We start from the raw sequence: 15,361 nt of genomic DNA, 5'->3' as shown, positions 1-15,361 counted from the left end.
CTCCGGTCAGAAACCGACGGTCGCCTTCTGGATCTTCACCGGCTTCGCGGGCAGCCCGTCCTGCGGCCCGTTCGGATCCGTCGGGATGATGCCGTTCGCCACGATCCGGTCCAGCACCTCCATGCCCCGCACGACCTTGCCCATCACCGAGTAGTTCTTCGGGATGTTCGCGAACGAGTGCACGATGAAGAACTCGCTGCCGTTGGTGCCGGGGCCCTGGTTACCCATGGCGATGGTGCCGCGTTCGTAGGTCTCGGTGCCGTCGACCTCGTCCGGGAACTTGTAGCCCGGTCCGCCCTTTTCGGCTTCGTAGATGTCGCCGCACTGCAGGACACCAAGACGTGAGGAGTTCGTCAGGCGCCAGCACTGACTGCGGTCGTAGAAGCGCTGCAGCGCCAGGCTCGCCAGGTTGTGGACGGCGCACGGGGCGGCACCGGCGCGATTCAGGCGCACGGTCACCGGGCCGTAGTTGAAGCGGAACGTGACGTCGACGGTGCCGCGGGTCAGAGCGAAGGGGAGCGGGCGCAGGACCGGGCGGGCCGCGGGGTTTTCCGGTGTCGGCGTGAACTCGCAGCGCACGATCGGCAGCGATGCCGGGGCGGGCGCGGCGGTGGCGACGCCGGGCAGGAACACGGCGGCGAGAGCGGAAACGACAGCGGTGACACCCCAGCGCAGCTTCATGAGGGGGAACCTAACCCAAAAGGATGGCCGTCGGGTAGCGCTTCACAGGGGTTCGGTCCGTGAAGGCCTCCTTGCCTACCCTGAGGGTAGTGAAGGAGGCCCTCGCTACCCGGCGACCTTCACGCCTCCCCAAGTACAGGAAGGGGGCCTTCATGTACTTCGGGCGGGTGAGGGTGGCGGTGAGCCATCGGTCCAGGTGGTCGTGAGCGGCGATTCGGGTTAGAACACGAATCGCCACTCACGACCAACGGAGCCGCATGTTCACCGCCGCGTACCTAGCCCTGTCCCTCGTCCTGCTCCCGCCCACCGAGATCCGCCCTGACCAGGTCGAACACGTCGCCCTGCCCTGCGTCCAGGCGGGCGCGTCGACCGACGACGGGGACGCTGCCAAAACCCTCAACCAGCAGCTCGCCACCAAGATGCGCGGCTACATGAACCCGTACAACACCTCGTGCGCCAGAGTGATCGTCGAGACCGTGCAGAGATCGGGGCTCAACGATCGCGCGGCGGCCATCGCGATCGCGACGGTGATCGTCGAGTCGAGTATCGCCAATCTCGACGGCGGCCTCGGTGACTCGGTCGGGCTCTTCCAGCAGCGCGCGAGCTGGGGTTCCTTCGAACAGCGGACCGACCCGGTGTGGGCGACCGGCCGGTTCCTCGCGGTGATGCGGCAGTTCTACCCGAACGGCTCGTGGAACAACGTCGCCATCGGGGAAGTCGCCGCGGTGGTCCAACGTCCGGCGGCGAAGTACCGGCATCGCTACGGCGTCGAGGCCGACGACGCGGTCAAGATCGTCAACGAGCTGTGGGCCCAGAACGGCCAATGGCCCCTGCCCACGAAGGTGGACAGGGGCCATTGAGCCGTGAAGGAGCTACTTGCGCCAGGCGGTGCGCTGCTTCCGGATGTCGAGCACCAGCCCGAACATCATCAGCAGCGACAGCCCGATCAGCCACAGGTTCTCGGTCCAGCCGTGGTGGTTGCCGTACAGCATCACCAGCAGGATGATCGCGCTCAGCCAGCCCGCGATCCGCGTCGCCTTCGGGAAGGAACCGTGCCAGCCCCACTCGGCCGACGGCTCGTCGCGGGGGTCAACGGTGTCGACGCCCACCCGGCCGCGCTTTTCGACCGCTTTGCTCGCCACGATCAACTCCTCAAAACCCGATGGTTCGCTTGCCCGCGAATGATCCCACACCTGGCTGCACGCGCCCGACGGGCCCCAAGCGACAATGAGCCCCGATGACTACCTCGCGAAGTGTGCTCGTGCTCGGTTCGACCGGATCGGTCGGCGCCCAGGCCCTCGACGTCGCGGCCCGCAACCCGGAGCTGTTCCGGGTCGCCGGGATCGCCGCGGGCGGCTCCGACCCCGCCGCGCTGGCCGCCCAGGCCCTGGCGCACCAGGTCGACGCCGTCGCCATCAGCAGGCCGACGGCCGTGGAAGACCTGCAGCTCGCGCTGTACGCCGAGGCGCAGAAGCGCGGCTACTCCAGCGGCGACTTCAAGCTCCCGCGCATCTACGCCGGGGCCGACGCGGTCGTCGAGATGATCGACGCCACCCCCGTGGACGTCGTGCTCAACGCGCTCCCCGGTTCCCAGGGGCTCCCGCCGACCCTGCGCGCGCTCGCCACCGGTGCCACGCTCGCGCTGGCCAACAAGGAGTCGCTGATCGCGGGCGGGCCGCTCGTGCTGGCCGCGGCCAAGCCCGGCCAGCTCGTCCCGGTGGACTCCGAGCACTCCGCGATCGCGCAGGCCCTGCGTGCCGGCCGCGAGTCCGAGGTCGCCCGGCTGGTGCTCACCGCCTCGGGCGGCCCGTTCCGCGGACGCAAGCGCGAGGAGCTGGCCGACGTCACCGTCGAGCAGGCGATGGCGCATCCGACCTGGTCGATGGGGCCGCTCATCACGATCAACTCGTCCACTTTGGTCAACAAGGGCCTGGAGCTGATCGAGGCGAAGCTCCTGTTCGACATCGAGACAGACCGCATCGACGTGGTCGTCCACCCGCAGTCGATCATCCACTCGATGGTGACCTTCGTGGACGGTTCGACGATCGCCCAGGCCAGCCCGCCCGACATGCGGCTGCCGATCGCGCTGGCGCTGCACTGGCCGGACCGCGTGCCCGGCGCGGCGGCCGCGTGCGTCTGGGACAAGCCCGCGAGCTGGACTTTCGAGCCGTTGGACAACGACGCGTTCCCCGCCGTCGAGCTGGCGCGGCACGCCGGGACCGTCGGTGGCTGCATCCCGGCGGTCTACAACGCGGCGAACGAAGAGCTGGTGGCCGCCTTCCTGGCACAGAACACCGGCTTCACCTCGATTGTGGACACTATTGCCCAGGTGGTGGAAGCCGCCGACGAATGGCGTCGTGAACCTCGCGACGTTGATGACGTACTAGCTGCCGAGCGCTGGGCTCGCGCGCGTGCCGGTGCGCTGATCGGTAAGGGGAAGTAGCGCGTGGTCTTCATTCTCGGGATCGTGCTGTTCGCGCTGGGCATCTGCCTGTCCGTCGCGCTGCACGAGGCCGGCCACATGTGGGCGGCGAAAGCCTTCGGCATGAAGGTCCGGCGCTACTTCATCGGCTTCGGGCCGACCATCTTCTCCTTCCGTCGCGGTGAGACCGAATACGGCGTGAAGTGGATCCCGCTCGGCGGGTTCTGCGACATCGCGGGCATGACCGCGCTCGACGAGGTCACCCCGGAAGAGTCGAAGCGCGCGATGTGGCGCTTCAAGACCTGGAAGCGCACCGTCGTCATGTCGGCGGGCTCGGCGATGCACTTCATCCTCGGTTTCATCATTCTCTACCTGATGGCCGTCACCATGGGCCTGCCGAATCCGGCCGCCCAGGCCGCTCCCACCGAGGCCGTGATCAGCGCCACGTCGTGTGCCCGTGCGGCCACCACGGTGGAGCAGCTGAACGACACCACCTGCCCGCCGAACGCCCCGACCCCCGCGAAGACCGCCGGTCTCCAGGCGGGCGACAAGGTCGTCTCCGTCGCCGGCAAGCCGATCAAGACCTGGCGCGAAATGCTCGCGGCCGTCCAGGTCGCCGGCGGTCCGACGCCGTTCGTCGTCGAGCGCAACGGGCAGCGGCTGAACCTGACCGTCGACGTGCCGCGTGTGCAGCGGCTGGTCGCCGACGGTTCCAACAACACCACGGTCAAGGACGTCGGCATGATCGGTGCCTCGCCGATCCAGAACACCGCGCCGCCGCTGCTGACCTACGGCCCCGTCGACGCGATCGGCGGGACGCTCAGCTTCACCGGCACGATGTTCTCCGAGACCGCCAAGCGGCTGATCGAGTTCCCGTCGCGGATCCCCGCGGTGGTGGAGTCCATCTTCGGCGGCGAGCGCGACCCGAACACCCCGGTCAGCGTCGTCGGCGCCAGCCGGATCGGTGGCGAGGCCGCCGAGCGCGGCCTGTGGGAGATCTTCGTGCTCCTGCTGGCGAGCCTGAACTTCTTCATCGGCGTGTTCAACCTGCTGCCGCTGCTCCCGCTCGACGGCGGCCATATCGCGGTCGTCTGGTACGAGCGCGTCCGGGACTGGTTCCGGAAACTGCGCGGCAAGGCGGCGGGCGGACCGGTCGACTACACGAAGCTGTCCGCGGTCACGATGGTGCTCGTCTTCATCGGCGGCGCGGTGACTCTGCTCACCGTCACCGCCGACATCGTGAACCCGGTCAAGCTGTTCCAGTGACGCGGGAGGGTGGCGACGGAGCGCGCTGTCAGCATCATTGGGCTGCCCAGGTAACGCTGCTCACCGTGACGGCTGACGTCGTGTATGTCCGCCGATCGGGGTAGGTACGCTTGAAGGCGTGACTGTCGCTCTTGGTATGCCAGCGCTTCCCCCTCCCGTCCTCTCCGAGCGTCGTAAGACCCGACAGCTGCAGGTCGGGCCGGTCGGCGTCGGCAGCGAGCACCCGATTTCGGTGCAGTCGATGACCACCACGCTCACTTCCGACGTCAACGCGACCCTGCAGCAGATCGCCGAGCTGACCGCTGCGGGCTGTGACATCGTGCGCGTCGCGTGCCCGTCTGCGGACGACGCCGAGGCGCTGCCCGCGATCGCGAAGAAGTCGCAGATCCCGGTGATCGCCGACATCCACTTCCAGCCGAAGTACGTCTTCGCCGCGATCGAGGCGGGCTGCGCGGCGGTCCGGGTGAACCCGGGCAACATTCGCAAGTTCGACGACCAGGTCAAGGAGATCGCGCGGGCCGCGAAGGACCACGGCACCCCGATCCGGATCGGCGTCAACGCGGGTTCGCTGGACAAGCGGATCATGGACAAGTACGGCAAGGCGACCCCGGAGGCGCTGGCCGAGTCCGCGCTGTGGGAGGCGTCGCTGTTCGCCGAGCACGACTTCTACGACGTCAAGATCTCCGTGAAGCACAACGACCCGGTGGTCATGGTGCGCGCGTACGAGATCCTCGCCGAGCAGTGCGACTACCCGCTGCACCTCGGTGTCACCGAGGCTGGCCCGGCGTTCCAGGGCACCATCAAGTCGGCCGTGGCCTTCGGCGCGCTGCTGCGCCAGGGCATCGGCGACACGATCCGTGTCTCACTGTCGGCGCCGCCGGTGGAAGAGGTCAAGGTCGGGATCCAGATCCTGCAGTCGCTGAACCTCAAGGAGCGCAAGCTCGAGATCGTCTCCTGCCCTTCGTGCGGCCGCGCGCAGGTGGACGTCTACACGCTCGCCGAGCAGGTCACCGCCGGGCTCGAGGGCATGGAGGTCCCGCTGCGCGTCGCGGTCATGGGCTGCGTCGTCAACGGTCCCGGCGAGGCACGGGAGGCCGACCTCGGTGTCGCCTCGGGCAACGGCAAGGGCCAGATCTTCGTCAAGGGCGAGGTCATCAAGACCGTGCCGGAGCACGCGATCGTCGAGACGCTGATCGAAGAGGCCATGCGGATCGCCGAGGAGTCGGGCCAGACGATCGGCGAGGGCGAGCCCACCGTCACCGTCGGCTGACTGGTCGAGACCACGCCGGGACCGGACCTTTCCCGGCGTGGTGATCCCGACCTGCCGAAGTTCTCTCAGCGTGTCGTGAAGCTTGCGTTCCGTTTGCGCCGCTCATCTGGCACTCTGGAGTGGTGTTGCGGCTTGCAGGTGCACGGCTGCTCGATGATCGGGACTATCCCGCGGTCCGTGCCGCGCTCGCCACAGACCCGGTCGGCAGCTGCATGGTCAGTGCCAGGGTGGAGACCGCGGGTCTCGACCCCTGGCGGCTCGGTGGCGAGCTCTGGGCCGCAGATTCCCGCCCGGTCCGGGCGGGCAGGCTCCAGGGGTTGTGCTTCTCCGGGCCGAATCTGATCCCGTTGCGCGGCAACGCCTCCGCCTTGCGTTCCTTCGCCGATCGCGCCCTGCGCCGTCAGCGGAGCTGCTCGTCGCTGGTCGGCCCGGCCGAGCAGGTATTGGGCCTGTGGGACGAACTCGAGCCGGAATGGGGCCCCGCCAGGGAAGTCCGGCACGACCAGCCGTTGCTGGCGCTCGACGGGATTCCGTCCGTCGCCGCCGATCCGCTGGTCCGCGCGGTGCGCCCGGAGGAGCTCGACCGGTATCTCCCGGCCGCGATCGCCATGTTCGTCGAGGAGGTCGGCGTCGACCCCCGCAACGGTGACGGTGGCGCCGGGTATCGCGCCCGCGTCGCCGAGCTGATCGCCGGTGGCCGGGCGTTCGCGCGGTTCGAGGACGGCGAGGTCGTCTTCAAGGCCGAGATCGGCGCGATGTCCTCCACGGTCGGCCAGATCCAGGGGGTCTGGGTGCATCCGGAACGCCGCGGCGGCGGTCTCGGCACCGCCGGGACGGCGTCCGTGGTGACCAGGCTCGTCCGCGGGATGGGCCGCACGGCCAGCCTGTACGTCAACGCCTACAACAGCCCGGCGCTCGCCGCCTATCGCAAGATCGGCTTCCAGCAGGTCGGGCAGTACGCGACGGTTCTGTTCTAGATCGGCGTTGCGTCCGGGTGGACAGTGCCCGGGCTGGCAGGATCCGGGGCATGCCTGCAGGTCGTCGTGTCGCCGTCGTCGTGCTCGCGGGGATGGTGGGTCTCTCGGCCGCCGGGTGCGGTCTCTTCGCCGATTCCGGTCCCGAAGACGCCATCTCGGGTTTCCTGGGCGGGCTGTCGTCCGGTGACGTCGCCGCCGCGGCCACCTTCACCGATTCGCCGGACGCCGCGCGCGAATCGCTGGAGATGGCGCGGAAGGCGCTTTCCCCCGAGTCGATCACCATCGTGGACAAGCAGGTCCGGCATTCGTCCGGCGCGGACAACGGCACGGCGACCTATCAGCTCACCTGGCGCCTGCCGCGCGGCCGGGCCTGGACGTACAAAGCCGACGCGCAGGTCCATTCCACCCAGGACGGCTGGAAGGTGCGCTGGCTGCCCACCGTGCTCCATCCACAGCTGGCCGCGCAGCAGAGCATCGCGCTGAAGGCGGACCCGCCGGATCTCGCGCCGGTGCTGGACCGCGACGGGATGCCGTTGCTGCGCCCGCAGACGGTCGTCAGCGTCGTGCTCGATCCGGCGAAGGCGGGCGACCTGGTGGCCGTCTCCGACAAACTCGGCGCGGCGCTCAACCGGTTCGAGCCGTCGGTGACCGGTCAGTCGATCCGCGACGGCGTGAAGACGCTCAAACCCGGCTCCGGCTACCCGGTGGTGAGCCTACGGGCGAACAGCTACCAAGAGGTGAAGCCCCAGATCTACGACCTGCCCGGGGTCCGGTTCAGCCAGCAGGAAAGGCTGCTGCCGGACGACAAGAACTTCGGCAAGCAGGTGCTGCCCGCGGTCCGGTCGCTCGTCGAGGACCAGGTGGAGGGCTCGGCGGGCTGGCGCGTCGTCACGCTCGACACGGGCGGCGGCGAGATCACCGACCTGCACTCCGAGAATCCCAAACCGGCGCCCGCGGTCGTCAGCACGCTCAGCGTGAAGGCGCTGGGTTCGGCGGAACGGGCGCTCGCCCCGGTCCCGACGCCCTCCGCGCTGGTCGCGATCCAGCCGTCGACCGGCGAACTGCTGGCGGTGGCGCAGAACGCCCCGGCCGACCCGCAGGGCGCGATCGCGCTCACCGGCCGTTTCCCGCCGGGCTCCACGTTCAAGATGGCCACCGCCGTCGCGGCCTTGTCCGCGGGCACGGTGCGGGCGGACAGCCCCGTGGACTGCCCCGGCACCGCCACCTTCGAGAACCGGACGGTGCCGAACGAGGGCAAGTTCGCCCTCGGCGTCGTCCCGCTCTCCACGGCGTTCGCCAAGTCCTGCAACACGACGTTCGCGAAGCTCTCCACCGACCTGCCTCCCGCCGCCCTGACCGACGCCGCGCGCGACCTCGGCGTCGGAGCCGACTTCGTGATCCCGGGCCTGACGACGATCACCGGTTCGTCGCCGCCGGCGAACACCGTCGCGCAGCGGGCGGAGAACGGGTTCGGCCAGGGGACCGTGGTGGCGAGCCCGTTCGGCCTGGCGGTCGCCACCGCGACGGTCCAGTCGGGGAAGGTCCCGGTGCCGACACTGGTGCGGGGGATGGCCACCACGTCGTCCGGGCTCGGCAAACCGATCAAACCGGAGGTGCTCGACGCGCTGCGCGGGATGATGCGGGAGGTCGTCACCGACGGCACGGCGACGCTGCTCAAGCCGTTGGCGGACGTCCGGGGCAAGACCGGGACGGCCCAGTTCGGCGACGGCACGCATTCGCACGGCTGGTTCGTCGGCTACACCGGGGACCTGGCCTTCGCGGTGCTCACGACCGACGCGGGGACGTCCAGGCCCGCGGTCGAGGCCGCCCAGCGCTTCCTGACGGGGCTCGGTTAGCCGCCAGGTCGTAGGCTGGGCCCATGTCCGTTCGCTCCCCCTTGAAGCCCGGCGTCCAGACGCCGAGGCGAGTCGTCCCCGCCAGCATCGCCCGTCCCGAGTACGTCGACCGGCCGGCGCCGAAACGCGACACGGGCAACGGGGTCCGCACACCCGAGGTGATCGAGGCGATGCGGGTCGCGAGCCGGATCGCGGCGCAGGCACTGGAGGAGGGCGGCAAGGCCGTCAAACCCGGCGCGACCACCGACGACATCGACAAGGTGATCCACGAGTTCCTGCTGGACAACCACGCGTACCCGTCGACGCTCGGCTACCGCGCGTTCCCGAAGTCGTGCTGCACCTCGCTCAACGAGGTGATCTGCCACGGCATCCCGGATTCGACGGTGATCGAGGACGGCGACATCTGCAACATCGACGTCACCGCGTTCATCGGCGGCGTCCACGGCGACACCAACGCGACGTTCCTGGCGGGTGACGTCTCGGAGGAGGCGCGGCTGCTGGTCGAGCGCACGCGCGAGGCCACCATGCGCGCCATCAAGGCCGTCCGCCCCGGCAGGCAGCTCAACGTGATCGGCCGCGTCATCGAGTCCTACGCGAAGCGGTTCGGCTACGGGGTCGTGCGGGACTTCACCGGGCACGGCGTCGGGCCGGCGTTCCACACCGCGCCGACCGTGCTGCACTACGAGGAGCCGTCCGTCGAGACGGTCATCGAGCAGGGCATGACCTTCACGATCGAGCCGATGATCACCCTCGGCACCATCGACTACGACATCTGGGCCGACGACTGGACCGTCACCACCAAGGACAAGAAGTGGACGGCCCAGTTCGAGCACACCCTCGTGGTGACCGAGGACGGCGCGGAAATCCTCACGCTGCCCTAAACGCCTCGTGAGTGGTAAGGACGGTTAGAACCGTCCTTGCCACTCACGAGGTGCGGGGTCAGCTCTCGTCCTGGTCCACCCTGGCCAGGAGCTCGTCCAGGAAACCGCACGCCTCGCTGGCGGCCCGGTCGGCGTCGCGGTCGGCGATGGCCTCAGCGAGGCCTTCATGCCCTATCTCCGGCAGGTACTCGCGTCCCGGCGTCACGTTCGACGTGGCGGCCACGCTGGCCGTGATCACCTCGGTGAGCCCGCGGTACATCTCGGTCAGCAGGGTGTTGTGTCCACTTTGGACGACGGCGAAGTGGAATTCCGCGTCGAGGCGGGCGAAGTCCTCCCAATGGCCCTCGCGCAGCTCGGCGTTGCGGCGTTCGAGCAGGGAACGCAGCTCGACGACCTCCTCTTCGGTCCGCGACACGGCCGCGAGCCGGGCGCCTTCGACCTCGAGGATGCGCCGCACCTGCAGCACCTCGCGCAGTTCGGAACCGCACAGCCGCCGGATGGCGCCCGAGACCTCGCTCGTCGCCCGCACGTAGGTTCCGTCGCCCTGGCGGACCTCGAGCAGCCCCGTGTGCGCGAGCGCGCGAACGGCCTCGCGGACGGTGTTGCGCCCGACGCCGAGCTGCCCGGCCAGCTCCGGTTCCGTCGGAATCCGCTGACCGATGGGCCATTCTCCCTGCGTGACGGCGTCACGCAGCTGCTCGATGACCTGATCGACCAGGCCGGCACGGCGCGTGGTGGCCAATGGCACAGCGTTGTCCCTTCATCCAATCATCCTATGTATGTGATACTAGCCGACGTGCGTGTCGACTCTCGAGAATCCGTGGCCCCGTTCGACGAAAGCCTTGAACTCGAAGGCTCGATCGAAACGGAGTGGCGGCCGGGAGTGATCACCGGCGGCGTCCTGCTCGGTGTCGCGGTGATCCTGGTGGCCCTCAATCTGCGCCCCGCGATCACCAGCGTCGGCCCCATGCTCGGCGAGATGCGCGACGACCTCGGCGCCACGGCGACCTGGGCCGGCGTGCTCACCACGCTCCCCGGCCTCTGTTTCGCCGCCGCCGGGCTCGCCGCGCCGCTGCTGGCCCGCCGGTTCGGCATCGGCGCGGCCATCGCGTCCGCGCTTTCGGTGCTGGCCGTGGGCCTGGTGCTGCGCGTGATCGACGGACCGTACGTCGTGCTCGGGGGCACCCTGGTCGCCACGGCGGGAATCGCCTTGGCGAACGTACTGATCCCGGTCGTCATCAAGGACTCCTTCCCGGCGCGTGTCGGCATGATGACCGGCGTGTACACCGCCGCTCTGCAGGGCGGGGCGCCCTGGGGTCCGCGCTCACCCCTCCCTTGGAGAACGCGTTCGGCGGCTGGCGCCAAGGTCTCGGCGCCTGGTCGGTACTGGCGGTGCTCGCACTCCTCGTCTGGATTCTCGCAGCCCGCGGTGCGGGACGTGCGCCCGTTGCCGAGGCAGGCAAGCAGGGTAGCGGGCGATCGCTCCTGCGTAGCCCCCTTGCGTGGATGGTCACGCTTTTCTTCGGCACTCAGGCCTTTTTGGCCTACGTCGTGATGGGCTGGCTGCCGGAGGTGATGATCGACGCGGGGGTGAGCAAGGGTGATTCCGGGCTGCTGCTCGGGCTGATCTCGCTCATCGCCGTTCCGATCAGTCTCGTGGTCGCGCCGATGGCCGCCCGGCACAAGAGCCAGAGCCCGTGGATCGTCGGGCTGGGCGTTCCGGGCTTCGCCGGCATGGTCGGCATGATGGTCGCGCCCGCCGCCTCGCCGCTGCTCTGGTGTCTCCTCATCGGGCTCGGCATGAGCGTCTTCTCGCTCGCGCTGACCGTGATCGCGCTGCGGGCGCGCACCGGCGAGGACACGGCGCGGCTGTCCGGGATGGCGCAGGGCATCGGCTACCTGATGGCCGCCGTCGGGCCGTTCCTCTTCGGGCTGCTTCACGACCTCACCCACGGCTGGACCGTGCCCTGGATCATGATGCTCGCCGTGTTCGCCGCGCAGATGACCTTCGGCGCCTTCGCCGGTCGCCGCCGCTTCGTCTGAACGCGTTCAAAAAACTTCTTGACCCGTCCCGGGGCGGAGTCATAGCCTGAGCGAGTTGAACCTGTTCAAAAACTCGGTCCTGGGGGTCGGCGTGGTGGAGGGACTGGCGTACGGCTCGGCTCTGGCGTGTTTCGCCGCGGTGTGCGTCGCCGTGGTGCCGGAGCGGGCTCCCGCGGTGCTCTCGCCGCACGAGTTCTACCGCGCCGTCGACCGGGTGTGCGTGCGGGTGTGGAAGGACAGCGGAGCCGAGATCCAGCGCTACTGGCCGGATCCGGAGGGGGACGCCGCGACGGAGCTGCGCAAGTGGCAGCACTACGTCGCGGTGAAGGTGGACGACGCCAAGGACGTCCTCAAGGGGGCGACGGGGGTCCGTGCGGTGCCAGGAGGGGCGGCATCGGCGCGGGAGGAGTTCTTGGCGGCGATCCGCCGGTACGTCGAGGCCGCCGAGCGGTTTTCCGGGGACGGGGCCCGCTCGGCCGCCTTGATGGGCGCCTCGGACACCGAGATGAACGCGGTGAGCGCGCTCGCGGCGCGGAACGGGGCCCGCGCCTGCGAGCGCGTCGTCTGAACGCGGCAGGGGGAGGCAAGGTGGCACGTGTCGCGAAAGCCACTTTCGCGACATGCTCACCGAGCCGCCGGGACGAGGGTCAGTCCAGGGGCAGGTTCAGCAGCGCGTTCTCGACCAGTTCTGGCATCGCCGGGTGGATCCAGTACTGCCCGCGCGCCATGCTCTTCGCGTCCAGCCCGAAGCTCATCGCCTGGATCAGCGGCTGGATCACCGAAGACGCCTGCGGGCCGATGATGTGCGCGCCCAGCAGCTGCCCGGTGGCCGGGTCGGCGAGCAGCTTCGCGAAGCCGGTGGTGTCCTCCATCGCCCAGCCGTAGGCGATGCCGGCGTAGTCCTGGTGCGACGTCACGTACGACACGCCACGCTCGCGTGCCTCGCGTTCGGTCAGCCCGACGGAGGCGACCTGCGGCGAGGTGAACACCGCGTGCGGGACGAACCGGTGGTCGGCTTCGATCCGCTCGTCCGGGTGCAGCAGGTTGTGCTGCACCACGCGCTGCTCGTGGTTCGCGACGTGCTTGAGCTCGAAGACCGACGAGATGTCGCCGAGCGCGTAGATCCCGTCGACCACGGTCTGCTGGTACTCGTCGACCACGACGTGCCCGCGCTCGCCCGTGGTCACGCCGGTGGCGGCGACGTCCAGGAGGTCGGAGTTCGGCGTGCGGCCGGTCGCGACGAGCAGCACGTCGGCCTCGACGGTTTCGGCGCCTTCCGGGCCTTCGAGGTCCAGGGCGACACCCGACTCGGTCTTGCGCGCGCGGACGGTCTTCCGGTCGAGCCGGACGTCGAAGCGCTGCGCGGCCAGCTCGGTGAACCGGGCGCTGACGTCGTCGTCCTCGGAACGCAGCAGCGCGCCGGAGCGGTTGACCACGGTCACGTCCACCCCGAACGAGGCGAAGACGTGCGCGAACTCGGCCGCGATGTAGCCGCCGCCGAGGATCACGATGCTCGACGGCAGCTCGTCGAGCCGCATCACCGTGTCGGAGGTGTGGTAGCCGGTCTCGGCGAGGCCGGGGACGTCCGGGATCACCGGACGCCCGCCGGCGGCGAGCACGAACCTGTCGGCGGTGATCGTCTCGGCGGGGCGGCCGTCGGAGTAACTGACCCGCAGCTCCTTGTGCCCGGTGAAGCGGCCTTCGCCCTCGTACACGGTGACGTTCTTGTTGTCCTCGTGCTGGACGCGGTACTCGCGGCCGCCCGCGGCGATCGGGTCGATCCGGCCGAAGATCCGGTCGCGGACGTCGCGCCAGCGGACGCCGGTCAGCTCCTCGTCGACGCCGAACTTCGACGACGAAGCGGGGGTGGCCGCGACGTTGGCGGCGTGCACGAACATCTTCGTCGGGATGCAGCCCACGTTCAGGCAGGTGCCGCCGAACGTGCCCTTCTCCACGATCGCCGTGTTCCAGTCTGCGAAACGCGGGTCGAGGATCGAGTTGCCCGATCCGGTACCGACGATCACCAGGTCGTAGTGGGGCACGCTGTCTTCCTTTGCGGCGGGAGCGGGTGGTTCCGACTCTAGCCAACTTGTCACGGCGGCCGGTTGTTCCCGGTTCAGCGTCCGGTGGAGCTGAAGTGCATCCGGTCCTTCGGCGTCGTCCAGGTGCCACCCCAGGTCCAGCCGATCGCGGCGAAGGCGGCCACAGTCGGGCCCCCGTCGGTGATCATCCCCGGCCGCCGGTTTCCCCGGTCGACGTACGCCGACGCGAGCTCGGGCAGCACGAGGTCGCCCTTGGTGTACGGGTTGCAGAAGGGGTTGACGTCGATCGCGAGCCCGTAGGCGTGCGCCGACCAGTTCGTCAGGCCGCGGGCCGGACGGCAGACGAAGGCGTTGGTGTTGTTCCCGTCACCCGTCGGGGGAGCGGTGAGTTCGGCGGGAGCGGTCACGCGCATTTCCTCGATCGGGAACTTCGCGGCGAACAACCGCCCGAATACGGTGACGACGGCGTTCGCCACGGAGGCGTTCACGAGCATTTCCCCGGTATGCGCGCGGCCGTCGAAACCCCAGAACGACACCGTGAGATAGCGCAGTTCGCCCGCCTTGACCGGACAGGCCGCCTGCCAGGTGCTGCGCGCGAGAACCTCGGCGGGGACGGGATTCACGGTGCCCGCGAACCGGTTCCCGGCGGGCGGGGGAAGCAGATCGTGGTCGGCAGGGCACGGTTCGCCAGTACGGGAGGAGTCGGGAGGATCTGCCCGAAACCGTCACGGCGCAAGGGAAGCGGCTTCGCGCCGACCTGCCAGACAGGCGCGGGCGGCGGGGCCGAAGTGGACGGAGTCGTTGCGGCCGAAGGGGATTCCGGGGGCGCACTGGTCACGGCCGGGCTCGAACACGAGGAGAGCAGAAGGGCCGTAGCCGCCAGAATCGTCGCCGTAGCCCGCACGACGTCCAGGGTGACAGATGCGTTCGGTGAGCACAGTTCCACCCGTTTCAGTGACACCGCATCGGGCTTTCTCCGATTAGGGTATTCGCGATCGCTCGTGTACGCGCTGGAGTCGAATGACTTCCCAGGGTCTGACCGTACGTACGCCCCGGTGAAGGGACAGAACATGCCCAAGAAGTCACGTCGCACGCTGCTGCTCGCGGTCGGAGCGGTTCTCGCGACGGCGGTGATGGTGCCGGTCGCGGTCAACAGCGCGTCGGCGGACGACAGCGCGGTGAGCGGCCCGGAGCAGGCCGCCCAGCCGCGGATCGTCGGTGGTGGCAAGGCTTCGGTCTCGCAGTACCCGTACGCGGTCTACCTCGCCGATCGGAGCGGCAACCAGTTCTGCGGCGCGGTGATCGTCAGCTCCACGACGGTCGCGACGGCGGCGCACTGCGCGGTCGCGGTCAAACGCGCCGACGTCCGGGTGGTGGCCGGGCGGGACAACAAGCGTTCGCGGGACGGCGTCGAACTGCGTGTCTCGAAGATCTGGGTCAGCCCCGACTACAGCGGCGATCCCGGCAAGGGCGACGACATCGCGGTGATGACGGTCAGCGGTCAGCTGCCGTACCGGCCCGCGAAGGTCGCGGACAGCGGCAACGCCGACCTGTACGAGGAAGGCACGAAGGCGACGGTCCTCGGCTGGGGCCGGGTCGCCGACGGCGGCGCGCGATCGGAATACCTGCGCAGCGCGGTCGTCCCGGTGGTCAGCGACAAGACCTGCCGCACCGCGTACTCGGGCTACGACCCGAGCGACATGGTGTGCGCGGGCTACCCCGAAGGCGGCGTCGACGCCTGCCAGGGCGACTCGGGCGGGCCGCTCATGGTCGGCGACACGCTGATCGGGATCGTGTCGTTCGGTGAAGGCTGCGCGAAGGCGGGCAAACCCGGCGTGTACACCCGCGTCTCCCACTTCGCGAACGAGATCTCCCAGCAGAAGAACCGGGGCCTGATCGGCTGATCGGTGCCTTCTTCACGCC

General features: G+C 69.4%; 13 protein-coding genes and 2 pseudogenes. 10 read left to right on the top strand and 5 right to left on the bottom strand.

The window, feature by feature from the left end; genetic code table 11:
• Positions 1 to 6 precede the first annotated feature (6 nt).
• Positions 7 to 681: a peptidylprolyl isomerase gene (locus MJQ72_RS28630; RefSeq protein WP_240594195.1), complete on the bottom strand. Its 675-nt coding sequence runs from the start codon at positions 679 to 681 to the stop codon at positions 7 to 9.
• A gap of 257 nt (positions 682 to 938) precedes the next feature.
• Here MJQ72_RS28630 and MJQ72_RS28625 point away from each other — a divergent pair, with 257 nt between their 5' ends.
• The gene (locus tag MJQ72_RS28625) at positions 939 to 1,541 is read left to right on the top strand and encodes a hypothetical protein (protein WP_240594194.1); all 603 of its coding nucleotides are present in this window, start codon (positions 939 to 941) and stop codon (positions 1,539 to 1,541) included.
• A gap of 12 nt (positions 1,542 to 1,553) precedes the next feature.
• On the opposite strand, the gene MJQ72_RS28620 is transcribed toward MJQ72_RS28625, so the two are convergent.
• Positions 1,554 to 1,823, bottom strand: coding sequence for a DUF2631 domain-containing protein (locus tag MJQ72_RS28620; RefSeq protein ID WP_037342353.1), 270 nt, complete (start codon positions 1,821 to 1,823; stop codon positions 1,554 to 1,556).
• Between the two features lie 95 nt (positions 1,824 to 1,918).
• On the opposite strand from MJQ72_RS28620, the gene dxr reads away from it, so the two are divergent.
• The 6 genes from dxr to map all read left to right on the top strand — a co-directional run bounded on the left by dxr (position 1,919) and on the right by map (position 9,353).
• Positions 1,919 to 3,124 (top strand): 1-deoxy-D-xylulose-5-phosphate reductoisomerase, encoded by a 1,206-nt coding sequence (dxr, locus tag MJQ72_RS28615; protein WP_240594193.1) that lies wholly within the window; start codon positions 1,919 to 1,921, stop codon positions 3,122 to 3,124.
• A gap of 3 nt (positions 3,125 to 3,127) precedes the next feature.
• A complete protein-coding gene (locus MJQ72_RS28610) occupies positions 3,128 to 4,369 on the top strand; it encodes an RIP metalloprotease (protein ID WP_240594192.1) in 1,242 nt (413 codons plus the stop codon).
• A gap of 118 nt (positions 4,370 to 4,487) precedes the next feature.
• Entirely contained in the window at positions 4,488 to 5,639 is a 1,152-nt protein-coding gene (gene ispG, locus MJQ72_RS28605; RefSeq protein ID WP_167373562.1) for a flavodoxin-dependent (E)-4-hydroxy-3-methylbut-2-enyl-diphosphate synthase, read from the top strand.
• A 122-nt stretch (positions 5,640 to 5,761) separates the two neighbouring features.
• On the top strand, positions 5,762 to 6,616 hold the full coding sequence (locus MJQ72_RS28600; RefSeq protein ID WP_043848294.1) for a GNAT family N-acetyltransferase: 855 nt from the start codon (positions 5,762 to 5,764) through the stop codon (positions 6,614 to 6,616).
• 50 nt (positions 6,617 to 6,666) lie between these two features.
• A complete protein-coding gene (locus tag MJQ72_RS28595) occupies positions 6,667 to 8,472 on the top strand; it encodes a penicillin-binding transpeptidase domain-containing protein (protein WP_240594191.1) in 1,806 nt (601 codons plus the stop codon).
• A gap of 23 nt (positions 8,473 to 8,495) precedes the next feature.
• Entirely contained in the window at positions 8,496 to 9,353 is an 858-nt protein-coding gene (gene map, locus MJQ72_RS28590) for a type I methionyl aminopeptidase (RefSeq protein ID WP_063270782.1), read from the top strand.
• A 58-nt stretch (positions 9,354 to 9,411) separates the two neighbouring features.
• On the opposite strand, the gene MJQ72_RS28585 is transcribed toward map, so the two are convergent.
• Positions 9,412 to 10,101: a FadR/GntR family transcriptional regulator gene (locus tag MJQ72_RS28585; protein WP_240594190.1), complete on the bottom strand. Its 690-nt coding sequence runs from the start codon at positions 10,099 to 10,101 to the stop codon at positions 9,412 to 9,414.
• Between the two features lie 48 nt (positions 10,102 to 10,149).
• On the opposite strand from MJQ72_RS28585, the pseudogene MJQ72_RS28580 reads away from it, so the two are divergent.
• Positions 10,150 to 11,396, top strand: a pseudogene (locus MJQ72_RS28580) (CynX/NimT family MFS transporter).
• A 55-nt stretch (positions 11,397 to 11,451) separates the two neighbouring features.
• The gene (locus tag MJQ72_RS28575; protein ID WP_240594189.1) at positions 11,452 to 11,964 is read left to right on the top strand and encodes a hypothetical protein; all 513 of its coding nucleotides are present in this window, start codon (positions 11,452 to 11,454) and stop codon (positions 11,962 to 11,964) included.
• Positions 11,965 to 12,043: 79 nt separating this feature from the next.
• Here MJQ72_RS28575 and MJQ72_RS28570 read toward each other — a convergent pair whose 3' ends face one another.
• A complete protein-coding gene (locus tag MJQ72_RS28570; protein WP_240594188.1) occupies positions 12,044 to 13,438 on the bottom strand; it encodes a mycothione reductase in 1,395 nt (464 codons plus the stop codon).
• A 74-nt stretch (positions 13,439 to 13,512) separates the two neighbouring features.
• Positions 13,513 to 14,174, bottom strand: a pseudogene (locus MJQ72_RS28565) (M15 family metallopeptidase).
• A 334-nt stretch (positions 14,175 to 14,508) separates the two neighbouring features.
• Here MJQ72_RS28565 and MJQ72_RS28560 point away from each other — a divergent pair.
• A complete protein-coding gene (locus MJQ72_RS28560) occupies positions 14,509 to 15,342 on the top strand; it encodes a trypsin-like serine protease (RefSeq protein WP_240594187.1) in 834 nt (277 codons plus the stop codon).
• Positions 15,343 to 15,361: the final 19 nt, after the last annotated feature.

It is taken from the genome of Amycolatopsis sp. EV170708-02-1 (assembly GCF_022479115.1).
Classification (GTDB): domain Bacteria; phylum Actinomycetota; class Actinomycetes; order Mycobacteriales; family Pseudonocardiaceae; genus Amycolatopsis.
Note: the sequence above shows the minus strand (reverse complement) of the source record. Positions and strands in the feature narration are given on the sequence as shown.

Coding starts and splice junctions, on each gene's coding strand:
- MJQ72_RS28630 (WP_240594195.1), bottom strand. CDS start 681: ATGAAGCTGCGCTGGGGTGTCACCGCTGTCGTTTCCGCTCTCGCCGCC.
- MJQ72_RS28625 (WP_240594194.1), top strand. CDS start 939: ATGTTCACCGCCGCGTACCTAGCCCTGTCCCTCGTCCTGCTCCCGCCC.
- dxr (WP_240594193.1), top strand. CDS start 1,919: ATGACTACCTCGCGAAGTGTGCTCGTGCTCGGTTCGACCGGATCGGTC.
- MJQ72_RS28595 (WP_240594191.1), top strand. CDS start 6,667: ATGCCTGCAGGTCGTCGTGTCGCCGTCGTCGTGCTCGCGGGGATGGTG.
- map (WP_063270782.1), top strand. CDS start 8,496: ATGTCCGTTCGCTCCCCCTTGAAGCCCGGCGTCCAGACGCCGAGGCGA.
- MJQ72_RS28560 (WP_240594187.1), top strand. CDS start 14,509: ATGCCCAAGAAGTCACGTCGCACGCTGCTGCTCGCGGTCGGAGCGGTT.